General features: G+C 55.5%; 20 protein-coding genes. 9 read left to right on the forward strand and 11 right to left on the reverse strand.

Annotated features, from left to right (window positions below; all coding sequences use genetic code 11):
• Positions 1–168: 168 nt before the first annotated feature.
• From Enr10x_RS29040 to Enr10x_RS29080, 9 genes are all read right to left on the reverse strand, one after another.
• Positions 169–1,539 carry an IS4 family transposase gene (locus Enr10x_RS29040; RefSeq protein ID WP_145103899.1) on the reverse strand — a complete coding sequence of 457 codons (1,371 nt, stop codon included), beginning with the start codon at positions 1,537–1,539 and terminating at the stop codon, positions 169–171.
• 161 nt (positions 1,540–1,700) lie between these two features.
• Positions 1,701–2,189: a transposase gene (locus Enr10x_RS29045; RefSeq protein ID WP_145115730.1), complete on the reverse strand. Its 489-nt coding sequence runs from the start codon at positions 2,187–2,189 to the stop codon at positions 1,701–1,703.
• A 535-nt stretch (positions 2,190–2,724) separates the two neighbouring features.
• Complete coding sequence (locus tag Enr10x_RS29050) at positions 2,725–3,492, reverse strand: HpcH/HpaI aldolase family protein (protein WP_145115733.1); 768 nt, start codon at positions 3,490–3,492, stop codon at positions 2,725–2,727.
• A gap of 130 nt (positions 3,493–3,622) precedes the next feature.
• Positions 3,623–3,931: a hypothetical protein gene (locus tag Enr10x_RS29055; RefSeq protein WP_145115735.1), complete on the reverse strand. Its 309-nt coding sequence runs from the start codon at positions 3,929–3,931 to the stop codon at positions 3,623–3,625.
• Positions 3,928–4,389, reverse strand: a complete 462-nt coding sequence (locus Enr10x_RS29060; protein WP_197996297.1) for a hypothetical protein — start codon at positions 4,387–4,389, stop codon at positions 3,928–3,930. Before Enr10x_RS29060 ends, Enr10x_RS29055 begins: the two co-directional genes overlap by 4 nt.
• A gap of 133 nt (positions 4,390–4,522) precedes the next feature.
• Positions 4,523–5,143 (reverse strand): hypothetical protein, encoded by a 621-nt coding sequence (locus Enr10x_RS29065; RefSeq protein ID WP_145115738.1) that lies wholly within the window; start codon positions 5,141–5,143, stop codon positions 4,523–4,525.
• Positions 5,144–5,238: 95 nt separating this feature from the next.
• The gene (locus tag Enr10x_RS29070; protein WP_145452508.1) at positions 5,239–6,159 is read right to left on the reverse strand and encodes an ADP-ribosylglycohydrolase family protein; all 921 of its coding nucleotides are present in this window, start codon (positions 6,157–6,159) and stop codon (positions 5,239–5,241) included.
• Between the two features lie 44 nt (positions 6,160–6,203).
• Positions 6,204–6,665, reverse strand: coding sequence for a hypothetical protein (locus Enr10x_RS29075; protein WP_145452509.1), 462 nt, complete (start codon positions 6,663–6,665; stop codon positions 6,204–6,206).
• Positions 6,666–6,848: 183 nt separating this feature from the next.
• Positions 6,849–7,661 (reverse strand): metallophosphoesterase family protein, encoded by an 813-nt coding sequence (locus Enr10x_RS29080; RefSeq protein ID WP_145452510.1) that lies wholly within the window; start codon positions 7,659–7,661, stop codon positions 6,849–6,851.
• A gap of 86 nt (positions 7,662–7,747) precedes the next feature.
• Between Enr10x_RS29080 and Enr10x_RS29085 the strand changes: the two genes are divergently transcribed.
• From Enr10x_RS29085 to Enr10x_RS29110, 6 genes are all read left to right on the forward strand, one after another.
• The gene (locus tag Enr10x_RS29085; RefSeq protein ID WP_145452511.1) at positions 7,748–9,235 is read left to right on the forward strand and encodes a DUF6896 domain-containing protein; all 1,488 of its coding nucleotides are present in this window, start codon (positions 7,748–7,750) and stop codon (positions 9,233–9,235) included.
• Between the two features lie 88 nt (positions 9,236–9,323).
• Positions 9,324–9,716, forward strand: a complete 393-nt coding sequence (locus tag Enr10x_RS29090) for a hypothetical protein (RefSeq protein WP_145452512.1) — start codon at positions 9,324–9,326, stop codon at positions 9,714–9,716.
• Positions 9,716–9,982 (forward strand): carbon storage regulator, encoded by a 267-nt coding sequence (locus Enr10x_RS29095; RefSeq protein WP_145452513.1) that lies wholly within the window; start codon positions 9,716–9,718, stop codon positions 9,980–9,982. Before Enr10x_RS29090 ends, Enr10x_RS29095 begins: the two co-directional genes overlap by 1 nt.
• A gap of 225 nt (positions 9,983–10,207) precedes the next feature.
• Entirely contained in the window at positions 10,208–11,467 is a 1,260-nt protein-coding gene (locus Enr10x_RS29100) for a glycosyltransferase (protein WP_145452514.1), read from the forward strand.
• Positions 11,468–11,614: 147 nt separating this feature from the next.
• A complete protein-coding gene (locus tag Enr10x_RS29105) occupies positions 11,615–12,988 on the forward strand; it encodes a hypothetical protein (RefSeq protein WP_145452515.1) in 1,374 nt (457 codons plus the stop codon).
• Between the two features lie 169 nt (positions 12,989–13,157).
• Entirely contained in the window at positions 13,158–14,783 is a 1,626-nt protein-coding gene (locus tag Enr10x_RS29110; protein ID WP_145452516.1) for a glycoside hydrolase family protein, read from the forward strand.
• A gap of 24 nt (positions 14,784–14,807) precedes the next feature.
• On the opposite strand, the gene Enr10x_RS29115 is transcribed toward Enr10x_RS29110, so the two are convergent.
• Positions 14,808–16,100 (reverse strand): Nramp family divalent metal transporter, encoded by a 1,293-nt coding sequence (locus tag Enr10x_RS29115; RefSeq protein WP_197997412.1) that lies wholly within the window; start codon positions 16,098–16,100, stop codon positions 14,808–14,810.
• Between the two features lie 89 nt (positions 16,101–16,189).
• Positions 16,190–16,795, reverse strand: a complete 606-nt coding sequence (locus tag Enr10x_RS29120) for a nitroreductase family protein (RefSeq protein WP_145115770.1) — start codon at positions 16,793–16,795, stop codon at positions 16,190–16,192.
• Between the two features lie 298 nt (positions 16,796–17,093).
• Here Enr10x_RS29120 and Enr10x_RS29125 point away from each other — a divergent pair, with 298 nt between their 5' ends.
• The 3 genes from Enr10x_RS29125 to Enr10x_RS29135 all read left to right on the forward strand — a co-directional run bounded on the left by Enr10x_RS29125 (position 17,094) and on the right by Enr10x_RS29135 (position 23,513).
• Positions 17,094–20,912, forward strand: coding sequence for an AsmA family protein (locus Enr10x_RS29125; RefSeq protein ID WP_145452518.1), 3,819 nt, complete (start codon positions 17,094–17,096; stop codon positions 20,910–20,912).
• Between the two features lie 251 nt (positions 20,913–21,163).
• Positions 21,164–22,165 carry a hypothetical protein gene (locus Enr10x_RS29130; RefSeq protein ID WP_145452519.1) on the forward strand — a complete coding sequence of 334 codons (1,002 nt, stop codon included), beginning with the start codon at positions 21,164–21,166 and terminating at the stop codon, positions 22,163–22,165.
• Between the two features lie 52 nt (positions 22,166–22,217).
• Positions 22,218–23,513, forward strand: coding sequence for an EDR1-related protein (locus Enr10x_RS29135; RefSeq protein WP_145452520.1), 1,296 nt, complete (start codon positions 22,218–22,220; stop codon positions 23,511–23,513).
• Positions 23,514–23,562 lie beyond the last annotated feature (49 nt).

Raw genomic sequence — 23,562 nt, forward strand, 5'->3', positions numbered from 1 at the left:
TTTATCGGAAACATCAATAAGTTTTGATGAGTCGATTAACCACCTGTTGCTTTCTGACAAGGGAATCTAACTCTAAACCTAATATAAATAGAGACTTACAGTGTTCGTTCCGTAGCTAAGACAATCAACTGAGCGGCAAGGCGCTAGCCTAATGGTACTTACTTTACTTCATTTTTCTGACGCATCTGATCCTTTCTCTCGTTTTTTGAAGTGAGTTGACTTAGTTCGGCGTCGATACGCTTCCCTTGGATATTTACGTCCCGGTCGATTGGGAAGCTTATCCTGCATGGCGATCCCCAGCGCGAAACGATAGCGTTCTCTCCAGTCGGCGGCCGTGGTATACATGGACGACAGCAGAAACTGCCGGTACGTGGTCCAGGTTCGTTTGAAGCTCATGCGACGGGGAGGCACCTTCACCAGCTCTGCCGCCTGACGCCGGAATTGAACCACCAGATTATAGGATACCATCGAAGTCAGCAGTTCCTTGTGGAACATCTCCACGCTCCGCGCACGAATGTTTTCGGTGTCCAGGACCACTTTGATATTGCGAATATCGGTCTCGACATCGGTCCGCCGCGCATACAGGTCGGACAACATCTCGACTGATTCATCCAGACTGGTTACCAGGTATATCGGCTTCCCTTCCTCCGTTTCGAATTCATGCAGTTGCACCGACAGCACCGCGTCGGCAGGCAAATCGGGATGTTTCTTGCGCTCACTGGGACTGGGCTGCCATTGACAGGACCAGGTCTTCCAGTTCGCGCCTTCATCAACCAGAGTTGCAGTCTTGCGCAGTCGATCGAACCGCTGCTTAGACAGTCGGAACAGGAATGACAGGTCCGCCTGCTGAACCTTGTGGGCCACGGAGAAAATACCATAGCCGGCATCTGCCATGACAATACTGTCAGGGGGCATTTGCGTCAGGCAGTTGTCGATCAGCGCTGTTTCAGACACGGCCTCGGGACCGTACATGGCGCCCACTTCCGGAACCAGGGCAGCGCCGCTGGAGAGTTCATGCGCGACCACCAGTAAAGCCACAGGCCAGACCCCTTCACCGTATTGATTCGAAGCGGGAGGATAAACCTTCTGCAGTTCTGCTTCTGGAGCAAGCGTGATCGTGGTGCCGTCGATCATGAACACGCGACGGTCTTGGAACGACGCCGGCGACGCTTCAATCATGGACTGACTGACCTGCCTGGCAAACCATTCGGCAACACTGCACGGCAGACGCGTTCTGGCCCGGCTGTAGGCGCCTGTATTAAGCGAGAGCGTCCCTTCTGAGACGCGTTTATTATCGGGCAGCAGCTCTGGTTTGGAATCCAGTAGTTTTTTGACAGCCGCTTCCAGAGAGGCATCGGGATTCATCCGCTGATACACGAGCATCCAGAGGACGACACTGGTCGTATAAACGGCGTTCGGATGTGTAGGAAATAACGCGTCGGCCTGGCTCAGGTCGACCAGTTCCTGAATCTGTTCGAAGGCTTTGTCGAATTCCTGATCGAGTTGGGGATCAGCGGGGATCGTTCGTTTTGCACACATGCCAATATGACTCCTTTCTAAAGAAGTTATAAGTTGTGCGCAAATACCATGCCAGTCGCGGCTTTTTTGACGGTTATTTCTAAGGTAAGTGCCATTGGGCGCTAGCCGCCGGTAATTTTTAACCGCGCCGAACAGATCACCGGTGGCTAGCGCCATTCCGCTCATAATTGACGCTGATCTCGATCTTTTCGATCCTGCGCTTCGGTAATATAAATCACAACACGTTCCAGACTATCTTCATCTCCATCAATCAACTCAATATCACCTCCACGTGACCAGATTTTGGTATTCATCACTGGCTCGGGTTCCTGACGCAGGACACGCGTTGAATTCGCTTTAAATTGATCACGAACCAGCTTAGGCTCTGAGGCAGCAGTGACGGCGACATGAATATGGTTCGATCGGGCGCTGATGGCATGAACCAGCCACCCTCGAATCAAAGCGTGTTCGTGACAAACCGTTTCAACTTTCTCACGCTGAATTTGGTTCAACCGCACTGGTCGTTCCTGCATCTGATTCCGACTCCATTGCTCAAGCAACGGTTGCGCTGGTTGATCACCGCTGTTCGTTTTACGCCAGCCACGTTGATCCCCCGGTAACCACGTTCCGTAGGTCGTCCAGGTGATGAAATATGTGAATGGTTCATTCATGTATCAGCTCACCTATTTAAATCTGAGCGGCAAGGCGCTAGCCGCCGGTAATTTTTAGCCGCGCCGAACAGATCACCGGTGGCTAGCGCCATTCCGCTCACAGTAGGTTCGACTTTTCACAAATGCTAGAGTCTTCTAAGTCAATCTCCCGGTAACCACGTTCCGTAGGTCGTCCGGGTAAAGAAATATGTGATTAGCACATTCATGCATCAGCTCACCTATTTAAATCTGAGCGGCAAGGCGCTAGCCGCCGGTAATTTTTAACCGCGCTGAACAGATCACCGGTGGCTAGCGCCATTCCGCTCACAGTAGGTTCGACTTTTCACAAATGCTAGAGTCTTCTAAGTCAATCTCCCGGTAACCACGTTCCGTAGGTCGTCCAGGTGATGAAATATGTGAATGGTTCATTCATGTATCAGCTCACCTATTTAAATCTGAGCGGCAAGGCGCTAGCCGCCGGTAATTTTTAGCCGCGCCGAACAGATCACCGGTGGCTAGCGCCATTCCGCTCAGGAAAATGAACGCCCCAGACACGTCATCCCTTCCGCAGTTCCCCAAACGCACTCTGCATCGCGTGCGTCAGCATCAGCCCGTCGTTGGCATACACGACCAGTCGCGCCCCCTGGCGAATCGTCCGCAGCGCCTGCTGTGTGGTCCCGAACCAGCAACCCGCCGCCACATGCTGCCCGTTGGCCACGTCAATCACCTTCTGGATCGCGGCGATCAGTTCCGGGTTGTCGTACTCGCCGGGGATCCCCATATTGGTCGTCAGATCCCCGGGACCAACGAAGACCGCATGCACGCCGGGAATCGAACAGATCTTCTCCAGGTTCTCGATCCCGGGCACCGATTCGATCATCGGAATAAACAGCGTGTTCTCGTTCTTTTTCTCGATGTAGTCGGCCGTCTTCTGATTGACGAACTTGCCCTCCTTAAGGGCCTTCTCCAGCACGATCCCTTTCAACGGCCGATAGACGGCGGCCGCCGCCAGCTGCTGTGCCTCTTCGTATGTTTCGACATAAGGCACCACCACGCCGTCGAACGTATCGCACACACGGGCCACATCCGCAGCGTCGCGACTGTGCGTGCGGGCCAGGCAGACGATGCCTTTCGACTGCAGGGCATACCGCAGCGGCAGAAACTCCGCGAGGTCGAGCGTCGTATGCTCGGGCGTGACGATCACAAAATCGAGCGAGTTCTCCGGGATCGACTCCACCATCGCCGGCACCACCGCATGCTGAAACAGCGACCCATACACGGTCTCGCCCCGAACCAGTTTCTCTTTCAGTTTCTTCACCAGCATAACCGCGTTACCTCGACAGCAGGAACAGAGTGATTTCGCTAAAGACGCTTACTCCATCATGCCCGGCGGGTAACTGGAAGTAAAGAAAATGTCGGGGATTTCGAAAATAGAAATCTAGTGCGCTCGTTTATTATTCCAGACCATACTGCAAAAACAGCTTTTCATTTGGCTCGCGCACCCACTCGGTCAGCAGCGCCTTCAGTTCCTGACCCTTTAGCGCTCTCGTGCGAGGAGATTGCCCATAATTGATCGCCCAGCCATCCTCGAACTCATGCAGCATCAGCATATATTTCCATGCGCGAATTCCTTCAAATGGTTCTGGTTCTGGGACAAAATAGGCACAGACTGAATCAGGTGTTGTATCCTGGGGACCAAACTTACGCACAACCACATCGGCTCCGAGCGATTCCAGAAACGAAATCAATTCCGCCTGCGTCATGCTTCTGTCTCGTTATCACCGTATCGTTGCCACTTTTCTTTCAGCTCCTGGTACGCATCCCTGGCTTCGCGAATCGTCGTGCCGGGATGGAGTTCCCGGTAGATGCGGATCGCGGCAACCTCCTGTTCCTCTTTGACTGCCTGCAGCAACTCCATGGAAACTTCTCGATGTGAAGCAAGACCGATGTTCGGCAGGTCGGGTGACCAGTGGCCCCAGTCCAGTGTCTTCCCATAGCGTCCCCATACCTGGTCATCTTCATGACAGCGAAAGCCAAAGACCGCGTGATATTCAAGATTGAAACAGTTTCTGCATTTCTCAGGTACAAACACTTTGCTTTTCAGAAACTGATCTTCGACGAGGACTGGATTGCAAGGCCCCGGCTTGCGGCAGGGGCCATAGTCCAGTGAGAGGTAGTCTTCCACCTGATCCATCGCCCGGACACATTCCCCTTCAAACATATTTTCACATTCCGCGCATTTTCCTGGAATATGATCTGTACTTCCAAAGTGACTGAATGCAAAAGGTTCCAGCGATCCTTCTACCTCGCATCTCGGGAATACTTTTCGATACATTTCAATCTCCCGATCACCCTCATTGTTGATTCAAAGCACGAAACAGCGTATCGAATGCACGCGGCAGTCTGGTCAGGGGCAGTAGTTTTTTGGCTTTGGGATTGTCCGGGAGAGGCCGAAATTTGATGAAGCTGAGATTCATTGTCGCATCGTATTCACCCAGTGCCATGTCCAGCAGGATGAAAGCGCCCCCGATCATTTCGTCCCAGTTCTTTTTCGTCAGACCAGGCACGAACATAAACAGCCCGATGTCCCCGTCTTCCTGATGCAACCAGAAATAGAAGTCGCTCGCACTGAATTCCCTGTTGCCAAACTGCAATCCGCCCTGCGACAGATCTTCCCGCTGGCGAAACGGGGTGAACGTCCAGCCGGGCAGATCCGGGGCCTGGTCGATCAACGCCAGGACGGCAGGAAACGTTTCCGGAATCCCATCGGCACTGATGATCAACTCACTGGTCCCCTTTCCGTGGGGCAGGGAAAGTTCAAACACCAGCCCCTCATCGACTTCCTGCAGTTGCTCCCCCAGATCCTGCATCAGCGTTTCCCGCTGATCCTCAAACTGTTTAAACCGGTGCAGGTTATTTTCAAACCAGAACCAGAAGGGGAGTACATCATACGTCGATTCCGGACCAGGGATCATCGGGCTCACTCACACAAAGAGAAAGATGGCTGAGGTATACATCAGCTATCATGGCAGCTGCCGATGCTGATGTAAAGAACTTGTTCGTCGGCGACTTAATCCAGCAGCTTCGTCAGCACCAGTTCCAGCATGTCCCGGCGGACCAGACCCGCGCGTAGAGAGGAGGGAATGTTCGACTCTCCCCAGCAGGCCCCCGCCAGTTGACCGCAGACCGCACCGGTCGTGTCGGCATCATCTCCCAGGTTCACTGCCTTCAAGACAGCTTCCTCAAACGAGCCGGCAGCGTGAAACGCCCAGAGTGCGGCTTCCAGGCTGCGAATCACCCAGCCCGAACCTTCGATCTCCGGCGGCTCTTTGCGTCGATAGCTCCCTTCCGCGATCTCCTGTACCAGCGGATGCAGGGGCTTGATCTCATTTAACTGCTGCAGTGTCTGCCAGTCGGCAGCGAGCACCGTTTCCCGCGGCTCTCCCCGGATCAGCGCCGCCAGTACGCAGGCCAGGTAGCGGCAAGAATCACGGCACTGCTCGCTGGGATGCGTGGGCAGGCTCGACTCTTCCGCCAGCCGGGAGAACTCAACCAGATCCGATTCGAACAACTCCACATAACGCATCGGCACCGGGGCCAGGCGCATGATCGAACCATTGCCGCTGGCGTATTCATGCGGGTCGCCCGACGTGAGCGCATTCCCGTTGACGGAAAAATCTCCCAGGGCCCGGCGGATCGTCATCCCGATATCGAAACAGCGGCCGTTGACCGAGTAGCGGCCCGTCTTCCACCATTGCACGTAACGCTCGGCCTGGTCGTTCAGATCCCAGCCGACCTCCGCGATACTGTCAGCCAGCGCGAGCGCCATGCTGGTATCGTCGGTCCAGGCCCCCGGTTCAATCGGATGCGGCCCGCCCCCGCGATAACCGGTCACCGGCGGAAAGCTGCCCGGCGACTGAAACTCCACTGCCGCTCCCAGCGCATCACCCACCGCCAGCCCGATCAATGTGCCTCGGCTACGATCTTCCAAGTTGTAATCCTCCTGTTGTTACTCAAACCATCCAGTGACTCACCTCATACTTCGGGCAAAGGCTGCAGATCGGGTTCGACGAACCCCTGTTTCGCTTCCAATGTGATCAGCCGCCCTTTGGAGTAATAGTCGAGCAACACCCCTTTCTTCAATGCAGGGCCACAGGCCTCGTAAAATTCCTGCGACGATGCGAACGGCCCCCGTTCCCCGATCGCCTGTGTGACCAGCCGCATGAAGGCGACCGTAATCGTTTCGTGGTAACCCCGATCCAGTTCCTCGGGCGTATCGGTGGCTTTGTTGTAGGCTTTGATACTGGCCCGCATCCGGTTCAGTGCCTCTGCATACGGAAATCGCGACGCATACAGGTACGCCACCCGCAGATGGGACCGGTGCGTCCATTCCTCGAACGGCAGCGTACACGCTTCAAACGCTTCCAGTAACTGTGCATCATCCATGTGACGGGATTCCCGAACTCTGAGCAGGTCGGCTTCGCTGACGGCACTCATTGGTATACGATTCCGTTTAACAGGCATACTGTTAAGGATGGACCTCCGGAAGAAACCGGTCAAGTGCGCATCCAGATGACGAACGACATTTCCGGTGATTACACAGAAATTTCACATCACCCGACGCAGTGGATTCAGACAAAAGAGAACGGAGATAGACAGGCTTGACGGTTTTGGGAATGTTCACAACGTCAGAATCACCGCCCGCGCATCGACGTTAAGCACCTGGGTTCCATTCTCATATTGAATGAAAGGCTGATCCCAATGAGCATGACCGCGCACCACCAGCGGCACCGGATGTTCGCTTAACAGGTCACGCACCCGCGCTGATCCCTGCTGCCGTGCGTTGAGACCCCGCGGACCGTCGTGCGTCAATAAAACGTCAATCCGCTCTTCCAACAGCAGTTCGAGGGCAAACAGGTAATCTTCTTCGCTGCGTCGCTGATGTCGTTCCGGATTGCCGATGATCCCCCCGAGCCCCCCGATGCGGAGCTCGCCCAGTTCGACACTGGCCCCATCCAGGTAATGCAGATGTGAGGGAAAGCGGGGCCGGGCGTCTCTGTGTTCGCCATACATGTCATGATTGCCGGCCACACCGGCCACCCAGGCAAACTCATCGCCAAATGCCCGCCAGACGGCGCTCACATCCCCGGTGCCGCCTCGTTTATCGAGTGCAGGGACCGTATAAAAATCACCCGCGAGCAAAGCAGCCACGCGGGAAGAATCTTGAACGCCCACCTCAGGCAGCACTTCCCGAACCAGGCGCAGGGGGAGCGCTTCCCCCAGCAGGCGCGGCGGTCCTCCCGGCGATTCCTGAAATCGTTCTCGTCCCTGCAGATCAGCCGTCACCACCACCGCATCCAGTCCCGCAGGCAGTACATCCACCCGCGCATGATGAATCGGCAGGCGTTCTTCGTAAAAGCTGCTCCGGCCGCTGCCTGCATTCAGATACTTAATTTCTTTGAGAAGTGAGTTGGAAAAATCTATAATTTTCATATCGAGCAGACAAGCCACAGTTGGTTCAGGTTCGGTAGTGTCATCAGATCCACTTCTCCTGCTTCCATTCAGAAATCAATACCACCATGCAACCGCTCTCACAGGAACTGATACAACGACTTCAGGCGGCCTCTGATGATACCATGCCTCTGAAGGAATTCATCACAGTCTGGCTCGACCGGCCCTGGCCCCTCACTCCCTGGGCCAGCTGGACACTGTTCTCGCTGATCCGTCACCGCCCGCGACAGGAATTCGTATCACGCATCTTGCAGGAGAGACTGGGAGTCGACCAGCTGGAACTGGCCAAACGAGGCTATGGCGCCCACCCGGAAGGCGATAATCGCGGCCCTGTGCCTGGTCTGCCCGAATGGGAATACTATTTACACGGCTGTGGCTGTTGCCTGACTCATCAACAAACAGGTACAGAGATCGATGTCGATTTTTATGACGAGACCGCTGACTGGTTCGATCTGTTTTTTTATCAGGGATTTTTAAAGTCACTGCGACAGCCTGAACTCTGGGAAGCACGCGTACTCGCACTGCATGCCTCCATTGACACAGTCCAGTTCGCGTTTGACGAACTGCAAAAGCAGGAATTTCTGGAGGAGAACCCCGAACATCATGCCTGTCGACTGTCATTTGAGATCACAGACCTCATCCCCCTGCTGGAAAGTTTGACAAAGCGACACGCGGAGCCAGAGACAATGCTGCGTCTGGCCGCCGTGATCGGCGACAGCCCACTCGTACAACAGCTGTTGGACACAACAGACATCCCCCCCGAAGTGACAGCCCATGCCCGGCGTGTCACTGCAGCACGGGAACAATTCCTGCAAGATCAGTACGACTTGAAGAAGAATCAGAGCCTGGCCTTGCAGTCGCTGCAGGAAAACCAGAGCCCGGACCTGGATGACTTTTTGAAACAGGCCCTGAAATCAGACAATTCCAGTACACTCGATACCGCCCTTGATATTATCACTGTGACGGGCGATTCCTGCTGGTGTCCCCTGGTGTCTGAAGTCCTGCAACGCGTCAGTTTCCTGGGGAGTGCTGATGAGTTTCCTCGTCCAGAAAAATGGGCACAATCTCTGGAATTTCTGTTACGACAAGATTATGAGTTTGATAGAACCATCGAGTTCTTGAGTCACGTTCCGAAATATGCTCTGGGAGAAGTGGCAGCAATCGCCCTGGAATTTCAGCCTCATTTGGCACTGAAGCTGTTCCGTGAGGCACTCCGTTCCAGTATCCCTCACAATCGTGAAACAGCCGCCGCGATCCTGGCATTGATCAACCAGCCCTGGTGCCAGCGCGAACTGCTTCAGATTCTCAACGAGTCCACTGATCAGGAAGCGACCGCAGAAAGCCGCGCCGCTCTGAAAATAATCTGGCATCTCCAGTCGAAAACAGATGTCGAAAACTGGGAACGCGAGAATCCGTTGCAATTCGAGAGCGATGAACAGATCACGGTTGTCGAAGCCATGCTGCTGAAGACTCCCTGGTATGTCGAATTCGAAATGGAGCAATGGCGCGACCGCGTGCTGCCGCTCCGCGAGATCATCCCTCCCGGGGCCGAATAGAATCTTTTTGCTTCTCTTGGGTCGTTCTGATATTTTAATGAAATAGAAAACGCTCACAGGTCACTCCAGATAATACCGGGTTCCCGCCATGTATCGATTTTCCTGCGTCCTGACAACCTGCCTGTGCTTAGTTCTCATTTCAACTGGCTGCCGGGTGAGTGTCGGCGTGAATGCGGAAAGCGAGACCGACATGGGCTCGCATCATGTCATCGTCAGACCGGGGAATGCGATGACCTCCAGTACCTCGGTAACCTTTGGCGACAGCGCCACCTATGAATTTACCTGCGGCGCTGTGGAGATCAAAATTGAAAACGAAGCGCTCTCGGTCAACGGCAAGTCCTATGGCATGCTGGAACCGGAACAGGAGATCGAAGTCGATAACGGAACCGTCACTGTCGCTGGCCAGGTACGACAACCTGTCGCAGTGGGCCAGGAAATCGAAGCGGAAAAGCCCTCTCAACCGGAGCCGGAGGCAGACTGATGCTGGTCCTCTCTCGCAAATCCCAGGAGTCGGTCTGGATTGACGACCTGGAAATCAAAGTCGGCTGGGTTCGCTTCAACAAGGTCCAACTGCTTGTCAGTGAGCCCGGGATGGAGACCCCTGTCTCACATATTCTGTACCCGAACGACAAAATCCAGCCTGCCGCCGGAATCTCCCTGATGATGATTCGCATCCAGCCGGAAAAGGTGCGACTGGGCATCGAATACCCACCAGGCACGGAAATCAGACGCGGCGAAGTGCCTTAACAGCACTCATTTGAAACCAGTTGCCGCCCCCTCTTCTCTGCACGACCCCTGCAAAGGGAACCTGGCTTCTGTTTCTCCGCGCACGGACTTCGATTTTCAGATTTTTGTTGATCCAAACCCGGAAAATACTAAGATAGGTAATATAGATAATATTTACCGCCCGAACAGGAGGTGAGCGACTCGGCGGATTGACGGAGCATCATCCTGAATCCTGGAGCGTTTCCCATGTTGATACTGGCGACAATCTGCGCTTTCTGCCTGCTCTGCTTTGCCCTGCTCAATCTCTACTGGGGTCATCGGGTCGCCTGTCTCTATCGGACACACCTGACACGGACAGCGGACTCTGATTACACGCCCTCCGCAACGGTTCTGCTTTCGCTTCGCGGCAATGATCCATTTCTCTCAGACTGCCTCCACGGATTATTGAACCAGGACTATCCCGAGTATCAGGTCAAAATCATCGTCGATCACATTGATGATCCGGCTTACTCATTCGTCGCTCAGTATCTCGCTGAACACGATCATCCTCATTGCGACGTCAGTATCCGCGAAGGCACGCATGGCAATTGCGGCTTGAAAAATGCATCGCTGGTGCAGGCCATTGGTGAAGTCGACAAAGAAGTGGAAGTCGTCGCCTGGCTCGATGCAGACGTCGTTCCCCATCGCAGCTGGTTGAGAGAACTCGTCTCGCCTCTGCAGGATCCGCAGACCGGAGTCTCTTCCGGCATCCGCTGGTATGCGCCTCGCCAGGCGAACCCCGGTACGATGGTCCGGCATGCCTGGAACACCGCCGCTCTGATGCAGATGGTCTCCCTGGAAATTCCCTGGGGCGGTTCGATCGCGCTCAGCCGGGATGTATTCACGCATCCGCAACTGGTCCATTCACTCTCCCGCATGCTCTGGGAAGACACGGGCCTCAAATCCATCGCGACCCGGCTCGATCGCAAAATTGCGTTCGTCCCGGCAGCCACCATGGTCAATACAGAATCGATCCCCTTTCATTCCTGCTTCCGCTACATGACGCGACAGCTGGTCAATGCACGCTTCTATCATCCGCACTGGTGGCTCATCGCCAGCCTGGGGCTGATGACGGCAGTCGCACAAAGCACACTGCTCGCGCTCGGTGTCCTGTTCCTGGTCCAGGGAAACCTGTCCGCAGCAGCTGCCTCGGCAGGAGTGCTGTTCGTTTCCAATGCCTGTGTCGCACTGCCCATCTTCCGGATCAGCCTGCTGATCCATCAGACAGTTCGTGCCCGCGGCGATCATTATCGACGTCAGCCTCTCCAGACCCTGGGCTACCTGGGAATGACCGTCTATTTCTTTGCTGCCGCCCTGCTGGCGGCCATGCGCACCAGGATGATCGACTGGCGCGGCGTGCTCTATCATGTGCCGGAACCGTTCGATGTGCGGATCATGCATTACGAACCCTATCAGCCTCCCCGTGAATCTGTGGGCCAGTTCGAAATCGAAAACATTTCACTCTGACTCCGGCAGACCGGGCTGGAGGGAATTACCGCGCCCCGATCATGTTTCTCCGATTTTGTTGGCGATGATGAGTATTATCTGATCCAATGTCTCTGTGGTGTTTGTTTGATCTAATCCGATCTTCCTTCCCGACACAGAGAGGCCAGCATGGCAAAGCCCGAATTTCCACGCCCGTTTCATTTTGAACTACCTCTGTTTGAGAGCCAGTGCGGACCAGCCAGCCCCTGGCTACAGGCCATCCCTGGTGTGAAACCGGACGATATCAACGAAAAACAGGCCCGGAAGACTTACGAGATCTTCCGCGACTTCGCCACAACGCAGCTGGAAGAAGATAAGCAGAAGCGGCAGGCCATGATTGATCACGGCCAGCAGGGCACCCCGGATTTCCAGAAGCTGCAGGACAGCATCGCACAACAGGAAGCTAAGTTCGAGAACGGCGGAGGAGGCAAACACCAGTTTCCCTTTATAAATCACAACGACTTCTCCTTCCCCATCTATCGTGTCAAACGGGACGGTCAGGGGAACGTGCTGACCGGAGACGTCAAACTGCAGCCTTACGACAGCAAACCATTCCCCTCTCCCTGGTTCCCGCGTTCCGGGAATCAACAGAGCGGATTTATGGCGCACTCGGTTCCACTGCCAGATGGAAAGTTTCGCCCCGGCGGTCCTGAAGATCCAGGTGCGGACGGTAACATCATCCTCTACGACGTTTCTAATCATCTGGAATACGATTTCTGGCAGGTCACCACGGCACTCGACGCGAATGGTCTCTCAAAGGGGGGTGGCATTCCTGGCGAAAAGATCCTGGCAACGGGTTCCGTCTCCTGTTTTGATACCCGCGGTGTCGGTGCGCGGCACCCGGAAATTGACCCCAGTGGCAGCTCCCGGGCGACAGGGCTTCCCTATCTGGGCGGACTACTGCTGCCGGAAGACCTTAAGATCAATGAAGGCGAAGACAAACCGACGATCAAACATGCTCTGGTCTTCGCTATGCCTCGGCTGCGGTTTTTTGAAAAGCGCTGCGCGGGAAACCCGCCCAACTGGGTCTATCCCGCCACAAGAACCGAGTTTCATAAAGCCATCCCCCACGCGGATGCCCTGGCCGCCGGTCAGCGGATCTGCCTGAGAGACGTCCTGCACGGACGCGACGGCTTAAAAGAGGGAACGCAGGACCTGATTAAGGACAAAAGCCTTCCCCCCATCGTCCGCAGTTTTCTGGATGTGCTCTACAACTACGGAGCCTACCTGGTCGACGGGGGAGGGGGATTCGGGTTGGCTGCCGAAGACATTCACACCGCAGTCATCGAAGAAGAACAGGCACTGAAATTAACAGGACTCGACGCAATCGACACTCAGCTCACTCCCTGGGAAGCGGTGATACAGACCCTCAACCATTATCTCTTTGCAGAACTGTTGGGCAAGTCCGGACTGGCCTTCGCATACGATGATGATACCAATGGGTTCCGTCCCAATTTTTCCATCGCGGAAGATCTGGAGGCATTTTATCCCCAACAGAATTAGGAAGCACCATTGCGTATTCCTGCAGAACAACCGGGGAATGGATTTCAGCAGCAGCCAGTTAGACGAATGACGACTTGCACACGCACGGGTTACGGTTAAGATAGAAAGGCGATTTCATTTCCGCAGCAGCGAACCAATCTGTCCCCACATCGAATCATAAAGACCCGACATGTTTTCTGAATCTGCCTGGAGCCGCAAAAGTATCGGCGATGTTGACGTCATCTATCACGATGGACTCTACCATCTGTTTCACCTGGTCCTGCCCAACCATGATTTCATCGCACACGCGATCAGCGATAACGCACTGAACTGGCGCCGTGTCGATAATGCATTGTTTATCGGCGATCCGGGCGGCTGGGACGATCTGATGCTCTGGACCATGCATGTCACCCCGGATCCGCATCAGCCGGGCCACTGGCGAATGTTTTATACCGGCGTCTCCCGCCGCGATCAGGGGAAGAAGCAGCGGATCGGAATGGCGTTCAGCAAAGATCTGTTCCACTGGCAGAAAGCGGATGTCAACTGGGAGGACCAGCGCGGCCACGACGATCCCGAGATTGTGCAACAGACACGAAAAAAACTCGCCTGCTCGGTCTCCAACAACATCAAGGCGAAACAGAATCCGGAAAGCAGCTTCCCGCTGGAGCCGGACGATGCGCATTACGAATCTTCTGTGGACGAAGAACGCAACTGGATCAGCTTCCGCGATCCCTTCTATTTTCGCGAGGAAGATCAGGGCTGGCTGTTGATGGCAGCCCGCACCAACGAAGGACCGCTGGTGCGACGGGGTTGTGTCGGCCTGATGGAAGAAATTGCTCCGAATCAGTTCCGGGCACTACCCCCGTTACACGCTCCCATGATGTATGATGACATTGAAGTCCCCAACCTGTTTCACATTGACGGAGATTATTACCTGATCGGCAGCCTGCGCGAAGACGCCAAGATCCGTTACTGGCACACATCCCATCTGGATCAGCCCTGGCGAAATTACTATGACAATGTCCTGCTGGCCCAGGGCAACTACGCCGGCCGCATCTGCCAGGACGACCAGGGGCTTCTGCTCTGGAATTTCTACGTCCGAGATCCTCATGATCGATTGACGAATAATATCCTGCCCCCTCCCAAGCGGCTCATTCGTCGTCATAACGGTCAGTTAAAACTGCAGACCTATGAAGGTATCATCAACCGGATTGTCGACACCCTCGATGCCCGCTGCCTGCATACACTCAAAGGCACACGCGATGAATCCTACTTCTGCATGCTCGACGATACGCTCGAACTGATCAGCCAGGCCGGCTTCCAGGGATTTGTCTTCGACGAAGAAGTCAACTGCTTTCGCATGCGGTGCCGGGTCTCGATGAAAGGGGCCGGCAAATGTGGTCTGCTCTGCCGGATCGACGATGAAACACATGACGGATATTACCTCTCGCTGGACCTGATGAAAGGCATCGCCCAGTTCCGCGCCTGGAAAACGGGTCCACTCAAATCGGGCGAGCACATGATGCAGTTCGAGTCTCTGCAGGATGGCTTCTGGCGGGCCGTCGAGCCTCGCGATGTCGAAGTGCAGATGGTCTCCTTCGGCAGTTATCATGAATTGAGCATCGACGGCAACGTGATCCTCTCCCTGGCCGATGCGAACTTCAGCAGCGGGATGCTGGGCTTTTACGTCGAAACCGCTTCACTGCACGTCTCCGACCTGGAAGTGCACCACATCAAATCGCCCACCCAGACCGACGATCACCTGACCACCGGCTGGAGAAAACACGGCGAAGAACCGGACCAGATGGCTCTTTAAGCAGCAGCCTCCATAGCCAGCCTGTTAACCGCCCGTCAACTGCTGATACAGATTAAATACCGTTCGACCGGCCAGCAGGATCGAGGTAATCAGTCCGATAAAGCCCAGGAACTTCATCCAGAAAGGAATGGCATTCTCCCCTTTCATGTCGGGACGGGTGGCCAGCCAGAGCATGGCAATCGCCAGCATCGGAATCCCCAGCACGGTCAGCGACTGGGCGAAGATAATCAGATTAACCGGCTTCTCCCCTTCTAACACCGTGTTCGTGTAGATGGCAACCACCATCCCGGACATCAGGGCAGCGACCGTACACAGCTTGGGCCACTTCTCATCAATGTAGCCTCCCTTGCCTAAGCCATCCGAAAGGACCGAACCACCAATCACCGCATTCACCAGGAACGAACTGAAGGCACCGGCAAAAATTCCCAGCGAGAAAATGATCACCCCAAACGTGCCGAAACCGGGCTCCAGGCTCTTGGCGACATCCGCGACCGAGTTCAGCTCTCCCACCTCGGGATTCTGGTACAGCACCTTGGCGGCGGTGATCAGAACCATCATCGTAATCAGCCCCAGCACACAGATGCCCACGGTTGAATCGATCAGCCCCTGTTTGAGGTTATAGCGGGTCCAGCCTTTCTGCCGCACCAGGTAGGACTGATAAAAGGCCCCCCCCACAGAGAATGTGGTCGCGTAGATGGCGACAATCGGTGTCATCACCTCACTGAATTTGACCTTGCTGGTGTCGAATTCCGGCAACGAAGGAATAAAGCCGGCAATCGCGGCCCCCCAGTCCGGTTTCGCCATGATCAGATTGATGGCGAAAGCGATGATCATGACCGCCACCAGAATTTTCATCAGGGTCTCGATCATTGAGTAGAGGTGTTTAAATCCATACAGCGCCAGCATGATAAACACGTTCATGCCAATAATGATCATGATGTCTGCGTTACTTTGCGACCCGATAAACGGCTCAACCGCAGCCAGTACCCCCAGGTTGTTACTGTATTGAAAACAGGCGACGATCAGGAACAGGATGATCCCCGTTGCGGCTGCCACCGGACGTCCCGCCCGCTTCGCCAGTTCGTCACAGATCGTCCCGTCGAGCTGAATCCCCAGCCGGGCCGACAGCGCCGTCATCGCAATCATCATGATCACAGCAATGACGAGGACCCAGTTCATCTGGTAGGCATAAGTGTGTCCGATTTTGGAAGCCGACAGAATACTGCCCGGCCCCAGCACCACCGATGCCGTAATAATGGCTGGCCCGAGACTGCTGAGAATGCGCTTGATCAGATTCGAAGAAGGCTGTTCGCTCATGAGATACACCATATTTTCTAAAGAATGATTATTAAATTGGTCGTATCTTAACAAACCCGAGCCACTTATTGAGGGTTCGCCGGGATAAATTATGTAAATCTATCGTAAATTACGACCTCATCTAATGTTAGCTGTCCAGCTCTTTCATTGGCGGGTCGCAGGGCCTTGCCGACTACCACGAACATCGAGATCAGATGATCTTCAGGAAGGTTGATCAACTCAGCCACTTTATCGAAGTCGAAGCCGTCCATCGGACAGGTATCGTAACCCATCTCCTTGGCGGCCAGCATCATGGTCTGGGCGGCCATACCGCAGGAACGCATTGCTTCGTCCCGCTCGGCCTCGATATTGTCTTTGTAATAATTCAGAATCATGGGCACCAGGGCCTGTTGCACCGGTTCCGGGGCATTTTTCCAGTAACGGTCCGGCTCCTTCTCCCACGCTTTCAGATCCGCACAGATCACGACCAGCAGCGAAGCATCGGTCACCTGCGCCTGGTTCCAGGAGGCCTCTCGCAGCTTCTGACGCAGCTCCGGATCCTTCACCACAAGGAACCGCCAGTGCTGAATGTTAAAGGCCGTCGGCGAGAGCATGGTATAGGAGAGCAGTTTCTGGATTTCCTCATCGGTCATCCGATGTTCGGGATCGTATGCTTTGACAGAACGTCTTTCTTCAATTGCCTTTAAGGTGTCCATTTATCTTTCGTTTCTCATGACGGGTTCAGGTAATTCGCAATGCGCCAGGCACCTACTATCATAGGCAGTCCCCGCAACGAAGAACACTCTCTACCGAAAATCAGGCGCAGGAAATCATCTGTTTTTCAGTCTTTTTCTCTGGCCCGCTCCCGGAATCTTCGTGGAACCAACATTGTCGCTCCCCCAAAATCCCCATATAGTGTCCTATGTGTGGGCTACCGGACTTCAGGCACGGATGAGAACGACACTCCCGACTGCGGGGCGCCAAAGATAACGGAATTCAAAACAGGAACGGACCATGTCCCAGCCAGAGAAAACCAATACCGCTGCGACCAGAAACGACTCAGACACGGAAAAAAAGAAAAGCTCGTTCGGCCGCACCCTGCTGATCCTGCTGGGCGTCCTATGCCTTCTCATCTGGTTCGCACCGCAGATCATCTCCGGCACATCGCTGAAAAATTCCATCCTGCCGCTGGTCCTCAAACGCTACCCCGCAGACATCAAAACCGGGGCTGTCACACTCAGCTGGAGCCAGCCCGTCGAATTTCAGAACATCGTACTCCAGGATTTCGAAGGCCGCCCTGTCGTACACATCAAACAGATCCAGACGCAGAAGACACTCTGGGAGCTGGCGAAAGACCGCAAGCAGGTCGGCAATGTTAACGTGACCGGCGTCGATTCCTACACCTACGTCAACGAACAGGGCATCGCCAACCGGGACTTTATCACCGCGGTCCTGAATAAAGGGACCAAAGAACATCCCGAAGGAGAACCGGGCAAAGACGAAGGCGCCAAATCCGGCCCCCGGCAATCGCTCACGCTCCATCTTTCCGATCTGAACCTGATTGTCGTCGACCCGGAACAGAAGGAAACACCGTATCTGACCGGGATGAACATCACCGTCACCCGTCCCGGCCAGCGGACCGAGCCGGTGCTGGTCGAAGGCAACTGGCAGGAAAAACTTGACGAACAGGCGGGTAAAACAAAGCCCGCGGAAATCGCTTTCGTCGCCAGCGTGGTCAACACTCAACAACCCGATGCCTCCCGCTCTGGCTCCCTGAAATTCAAATCCCGCTTCTTCGATCTGAAACAGTTAACACCGCTGGTCCAGGCCCTCTCTCCAGGCGCCTATCTTGACGGGATCTCCAATTCCGAGATGGAAGTCAAATGGTCGGGCACGAAAGAGGAGCCCCGCTTCACCGTCAAAGGTAACTGGGAAGCCGCCCCCTTTGTCCTGGGCGCCCCAGAAGTCATCGGCAACGATGAGATTTCCACCGACTATGCCCGTGGGAACCTCGATCTGCAGGCCGCTGAGGGCGTGATCGACTTCCAACGGGCCCAGGCAGAATCCCAACTGGGTCAACTCGCGCTGCAGGGAAAAATCAACTGGGACGATCTCAAGGATCCGGACCGCCGCGAAAAACTGGCCGGACTGTTGAAATCCAGGTTAAAGCTCACCGGCAATCTGGACCTCGCCGAAGCGGCCCGTCAACTGCCTGAAACAGTCCATCTCAAACCGGGCATGCAGATCACCTCCGGAAACGTCAACTTTGAGCTTTCGAATTATAATCCGAAGCAACCCGAACAAGAGGCAGATCAGACCTGGCTCGTCGCGCTGAAAACCTCCGACCTGACCGGCGTCAATCAGGGACGCGAAATCCGCTGGCAGCAGCCGATTGAACTGCTGATGCGCGTCCGCCGCGAAGCCGAACAGTTCGAGATTCAGTCCCTCCGCTGCGCATCCGATTTCCTCAAACTGAGCGGCAGCGGAAATGCGCGCGACCTCAAAATTCAGCTCGAAGCCAACCTGGATCTGCTCTCGCAACACCTGGAACAGTTTGTCGATCTGCAGTCGGTCGCCCTCAAGGGCAAACTGAAAGGAGAAGTCGATTTTCAGATCGATGGCCAGAACTGGGAAACGCAGTCCTACCTGAATTTTCAAAATGTGCAACTGGCCGTTCCCGATCGCAGAGGCTGGAGCGAACCCAAACTCGACCTCACTATCGAAGGGGCAGGAAAAACCGACGAGAAACAGCTGCACGTCGAACGCTTCATCGTCACGCTGTTTGCCGGCGACGACGCCTTCCAGGCCAAGCTGAAATCCCCGACCACCATCGAACGCAAAGCGGCCACCGACAAAAAACAACTGCTCCCGTTCCAGATTCAGTTGCGGGGTAAAATCGCCTCCTGGGCCGATCGTGTGCGGCCGCTTGGCAGTCAGGATCTGCAACTGGGCGGCGATATTCAGTTCTCCTCTGCCGTCTCCTTCGGAGATCAATATGTGGTCCACGAAAACACAACCCTCGATCTGACCAATCTGCACGTCGCATCGCCGTCCCTCTGGATCGATGAACCGCAGGCAGAACTCAGAACCGCAGGCAGTTGGGATGGCAAACAGAAAACACTCAAGCTGACCACGTTATCCTGGCGCAGTGATGCACTGGCCGTCAACGGCGAACGCATCGCAGTACAGCTTCCCCGGGCAGACGCCCCCTCTCCTGCACTGGACGGTTCGCTCGCCTTTAACGGCGACCTGCACCAGATCACCGGCTGGTTCCAGAACCCCGCTGGACCGCCGGCTCAAAAATTTTATGGAAACATCAAGGGGCAGGCGAACGTGATCGTCAACGACCAGGCCCGTATGGCCAACTGGCGGACGACTATCTCCAATTTTGCAATCGAAGCCCCCCGTCGAAATGACACACGCGTCACCAGAGCACCGATCGCCAGCCAGCGCAATCCCGGCTGGGTCGTCAGCTGGCAGGAACCCGAAATCCGCCTGGAAGGCGACACGCGTCAGAACCTGCAGGAAGACTCGATCTCGCTCAACCAGATGTCGATCCATTCGGAAATGCTCGACCTCTCCGCCAAAGGAAAAATCGACCACTGGAGCACCACGCGCAACATTCGCCTGGCAGGTGAAGTCACCTACGACTGGGAAAATCTGACGCCCCTGCTGCGCAGCAAGCTCGGTCCCGATGTCGACATCGTCGGCAGAGAGACGCGCCCCTTCAACCTGACCGGCCCGCTCGGCTCGCCCCACTCCGAACAGCTGGAATCGGTGGCCCTCGACAACATCCAGCCCCGGCCCCTTTATCCCAATACCCGGCCCCTGTTCGTCCCGACCACGCGCTACAATGACCTCACCGGGGAAGCCGGTATCGGCTGGGAGCAGGCCAATATCCGCGGCCTCACCAGCGGCAAGACCACCATCGAAGCCCGCATCAAAGACGGGCAGATTCAGATCACCCCGCTCGACCTGCAGGTCAGCGGCGGTCGCCTGCGAATCGATCCCGTCATCCGCCTGGACGTCAAGCCGGCGGCGCTCGTCTTCCACAAAGGCGAAGTCATCGACAAGTTTCAGTTCACACCCCAGATGACCCGCAACTCGCTCCGCTTCGTGGCTCCCATGATCGCCAACAGTACGAGCATCCAGGGGCAGTTCTCCCTGAACCAGGACTTTGCCATCATTCCCATCGAAGAACCGAAACTGGGTGAAGCCCGCGGCACATTGACGATCCAGGCAGCCAAAGTCGGCCCCGGTCCGCTGTTCGATGAACTGGCGGGGAAAATCGATCAGGTACTGGCGATGATCAACATCAACCGTGACGGTCGGCTGATCGGTCCCAACGCCGTCTTCATGCAGGTTCAGAATCAGGCCGTGCACTATCACATGGTTGAAGGTCGCGTCTATCACAGCCCCTTCCAGGTCCAGATGAAAGGCATCACCATTACCACCACCGGTTCGGTGGGCCTCGATGAATCACTGGATCTGGTGGCCGAGGTCGGCTTCACCAATCTGATTCCCCAGGACAGTGAGAAGCCGCTGCTCAAAACCCTGCTCAGCCGTCCGCTCAAACTGCCCATCGGCGGCACACTGAAGAAACCCAAGGTCGACATGCGGCAGGTCGGTAACTACGCCAAGCAGATGGGCGTCAATGCCCTCGACGCCGTCCTGGGTGGCGGCATCGGTTCTCAGATCCAGAGCCTGTTCCCCGAACGCACCCCCGAAGAAATGGAACGCATCCAGAAAGAGCGCGAGGAACGCCGCAAAGAACGCGAAAAACGCCGCGAAGAAAAACGACAGGAAAAGCTCAAACGCAAACAGGGCCTGTAATAAAAATCAGGAGTGAGCCCGAATAAAATTCGGGCCGGGCGCAGCGAGCAGGAAACTGACAGAGTAATTTTACAAATTCAGAATCCAATTTCGATGCGTGCTCAACAGGGAATCTGCCCCCGCGATTGTCATTCACGACACCCCATTATAAATCACACATAAAACACCTTGACCTCCTCACCCCGACCATGTAAACATTTACACAGACAGCGCGTCGTTCAGATACTGTTTCAGGAAGGCCTCTCAGTCCCATGCCCCGTTTTCGACTGCTCCCCGTTCTGGCCGCAATCCAGTTATGCTGGCTCCCGCTGGCGATCGCTGAGACCGATACCACCTCTGCTCCCCTGACAGCGAAAAAACCGCAGCCGATCCACCCGCAACACGTTGAATTCTCCCGCTGGCGGGCACTCCTCACAGACTGGCGCGACCTGCGCGACCAGCTCCGGACCGCCCGGGTAAAAGTGGTGGGCGAAGAACAGAGGGCTTACACACACCGGCAGGGAAGGGGAGCACCGCAAAGCCGGATCTCACGGAATTTATTCACACTGGAAGGACAACTGAATCTGGAAACTGGAATTCGAAGATGGACCGACACAGAGTTTGAGTCGCAGTATGAAGTGCATGTCAAACTCTCGGATACAGAGCGGATCCGGTTCTGGCTCAGAAACGGCGTCCCCAGTACCGTTTCGCATCCTCTGTATATCTGGAAACCGGAGCCGGTCATGCCTCGCTCATTGAAGTACTGGAATCCACTTTACGCCGGTTTCAACCAGTTCAGTCTCACAGGACACATTATTGACTCACAGTCAGCAGCAGACCTCTGGTACAAAGGCTTTCTGAACACGGGCAGAACCAATCTGCAAGACTCGATTACATTTCGCAGAAACGAAACCACCGGCCTGCTGTTTGTCAGACTGAAACGGTTCTGCCCCATCAATAATAAACCCGGGGTAAGACTCAGCGAACTCTGTTTCAACGAGCGCCAGGGGCTCACGCTCCTCTCCCACAAACTCTGGCTCTATCCCGCTAAAGTCGAACAACCCGAGTTTCCATTTCGCGAGGTCACCGTGAGCTGGAAACAGATCGACCAGGTCTGGGTCCCTGTCACTGTGAATATAGTCAGCAATAGAGGCCAGTCTTTCACCAGTCTGAAACTCGAATGGAGTCATCTCAATGAGCCTCCACAGCGAAGCACCCCTCCCAGACAGGAGCAGGACGCGCCGCTTGACTGGTCGAAGATTATGATCCTGTAACGGAACCCTGATCCCTGACGGATTTCTGGAAACACCTTGAGAGACACCTCCCATGCCCAGCTTGCGGATTATCATCACCGGCCTGCTGTTCCTCTGCAGTCTCTGCCTGCAGGCACTCCCGGTTACAGCCGAAGTCACGCTGATCCCCTCGGGTAAAGCGAGTGTCTGGAAATATGACGACAACGCCACCCCGCCGCGGGCCGACTGGATGCTCCGGACTTTCGATGACCGGCCCTGGTTGTCCGGCCCCGCGCCGCTCGGCTTTGGTGATGCGGGCCTCAACACCACCGTCCGCTTTGGCGCTGATCCACAGCACAAACCGATCACCACCTACTTCCGTCACACATTTCAGGTTCCTGCCGACAGTAAACTGCAGCAGCTGGTCCTGTTGATCCGCAGCGATGACGGCGTCGTTGTCTACCTGAACGGCACCGAGATCGCCCGCAACAATCTCCCCGGCGGACAGGTGACACCAGAAACCACCGCGATCAACGCCCTGGGTGGCGTGCTGGAACGCCTGTATCAAAGTTTCACACTCCCTGCAGACAGACTCCAGCCCGGCACCAACCTGCTGGCGGTCGAAGTCCACCAGGCGAACTCCCGCAGTACGGATCTCTTCCTGGATCTGATCCTCCGCGGCTATCAGAATGCAGAAGAGTTACGCCCTACCCTGAAAACACAGGAACAACAGGCCGCCAGTGATTACCACACGAAACATTTTATCGCCCCTCAGCTGAAGATTTCGGACGGTTATGTCGACGGCGGCCGGGGTATGCAGCTCGATCCTCAGGGCCACGCGCGTTCCCGGCGGGAGCTGATCGTCGTCGACCGCCAGCGGGACGCCGCCCTGAAAAAACACCTGGAATTCGCCCGGTCGAAAGAGGTCATGTCCCTGGCCCCGGATCAACGGGCAATGAAACTGGCACAGTACGTCGATCAGAACATGTCGCTGGACAAAAACAACCGCGCCACCATGGCAGCCGTCTCCCTGCTGACCGACGAATATGCCAATCAGGGCGTCTTACTCGGCGACGTCACTCAGCTCTGCGGTGCGGGAGTCTGTCGGCACCGGGCGCTGCTGTTCAAGATCCTGGCCGATGAAGCAGGCCTCGATGTCGCACTGGTGCGCGGCAACTATGGTGATGCCACCCGCCATGGAGGACACGCCTGGAACGAACTCCACCTCAAAGACGGGAGACGGATGCTCATCGATACGATGCAGCGTCGTATTGAACTGCTCACCCCCGAGGGCAGTAAAACCAGCGACCGCTATCTGACCATCGACAACAAACCCTGGTACAGCAAAGCGAAAGCTGCCAAAGAGAATTCGGACACCGATTCAGATTAACCACGGCGCACCAAAATACCTGAGCGGCAAGGCGCTAGCCGCCGGTAAT

This window comes from Gimesia panareensis, assembly GCF_007748155.1.
Classification (GTDB): domain Bacteria; phylum Planctomycetota; class Planctomycetia; order Planctomycetales; family Planctomycetaceae; genus Gimesia; species Gimesia panareensis.

Excerpts from the sequence above, each read along its gene's own strand:
- Enr10x_RS29040 (WP_145103899.1), bottom strand. The coding sequence starts at position 1,539 with ATGTGTGCAAAACGAACGATCCCCGCTGATCCCCAACTCGATCAGGAA.
- Enr10x_RS29045 (WP_145115730.1), bottom strand. The coding sequence starts at position 2,189 with ATGAATGAACCATTCACATATTTCATCACCTGGACGACCTACGGAACG.
- Enr10x_RS29050 (WP_145115733.1), bottom strand. The coding sequence starts at position 3,492 with ATGCTGGTGAAGAAACTGAAAGAGAAACTGGTTCGGGGCGAGACCGTG.
- Enr10x_RS29055 (WP_145115735.1), bottom strand. The coding sequence starts at position 3,931 with ATGACGCAGGCGGAATTGATTTCGTTTCTGGAATCGCTCGGAGCCGAT.
- Enr10x_RS29060 (WP_197996297.1), bottom strand. The coding sequence starts at position 4,389 with ATGTTTGAAGGGGAATGTGTCCGGGCGATGGATCAGGTGGAAGACTAC.
- Enr10x_RS29065 (WP_145115738.1), bottom strand. The coding sequence starts at position 5,143 with ATGATCCCTGGTCCGGAATCGACGTATGATGTACTCCCCTTCTGGTTC.
- Enr10x_RS29075 (WP_145452509.1), bottom strand. The coding sequence starts at position 6,665 with ATGAGTGCCGTCAGCGAAGCCGACCTGCTCAGAGTTCGGGAATCCCGT.
- Enr10x_RS29080 (WP_145452510.1), bottom strand. The coding sequence starts at position 7,661 with ATGAAAATTATAGATTTTTCCAACTCACTTCTCAAAGAAATTAAGTAT.
- Enr10x_RS29085 (WP_145452511.1), top strand. The coding sequence starts at position 7,748 with ATGCAACCGCTCTCACAGGAACTGATACAACGACTTCAGGCGGCCTCT.
- Enr10x_RS29090 (WP_145452512.1), top strand. The coding sequence starts at position 9,324 with ATGTATCGATTTTCCTGCGTCCTGACAACCTGCCTGTGCTTAGTTCTC.
- Enr10x_RS29095 (WP_145452513.1), top strand. The coding sequence starts at position 9,716 with ATGCTGGTCCTCTCTCGCAAATCCCAGGAGTCGGTCTGGATTGACGAC.
- Enr10x_RS29100 (WP_145452514.1), top strand. The coding sequence starts at position 10,208 with ATGTTGATACTGGCGACAATCTGCGCTTTCTGCCTGCTCTGCTTTGCC.
- Enr10x_RS29105 (WP_145452515.1), top strand. The coding sequence starts at position 11,615 with ATGGCAAAGCCCGAATTTCCACGCCCGTTTCATTTTGAACTACCTCTG.
- Enr10x_RS29110 (WP_145452516.1), top strand. The coding sequence starts at position 13,158 with ATGTTTTCTGAATCTGCCTGGAGCCGCAAAAGTATCGGCGATGTTGAC.
- Enr10x_RS29115 (WP_197997412.1), bottom strand. The coding sequence starts at position 16,100 with ATGAGCGAACAGCCTTCTTCGAATCTGATCAAGCGCATTCTCAGCAGT.
- Enr10x_RS29120 (WP_145115770.1), bottom strand. The coding sequence starts at position 16,795 with ATGGACACCTTAAAGGCAATTGAAGAAAGACGTTCTGTCAAAGCATAC.
- Enr10x_RS29125 (WP_145452518.1), top strand. The coding sequence starts at position 17,094 with ATGTCCCAGCCAGAGAAAACCAATACCGCTGCGACCAGAAACGACTCA.
- Enr10x_RS29130 (WP_145452519.1), top strand. The coding sequence starts at position 21,164 with ATGCCCCGTTTTCGACTGCTCCCCGTTCTGGCCGCAATCCAGTTATGC.
- Enr10x_RS29135 (WP_145452520.1), top strand. The coding sequence starts at position 22,218 with ATGCCCAGCTTGCGGATTATCATCACCGGCCTGCTGTTCCTCTGCAGT.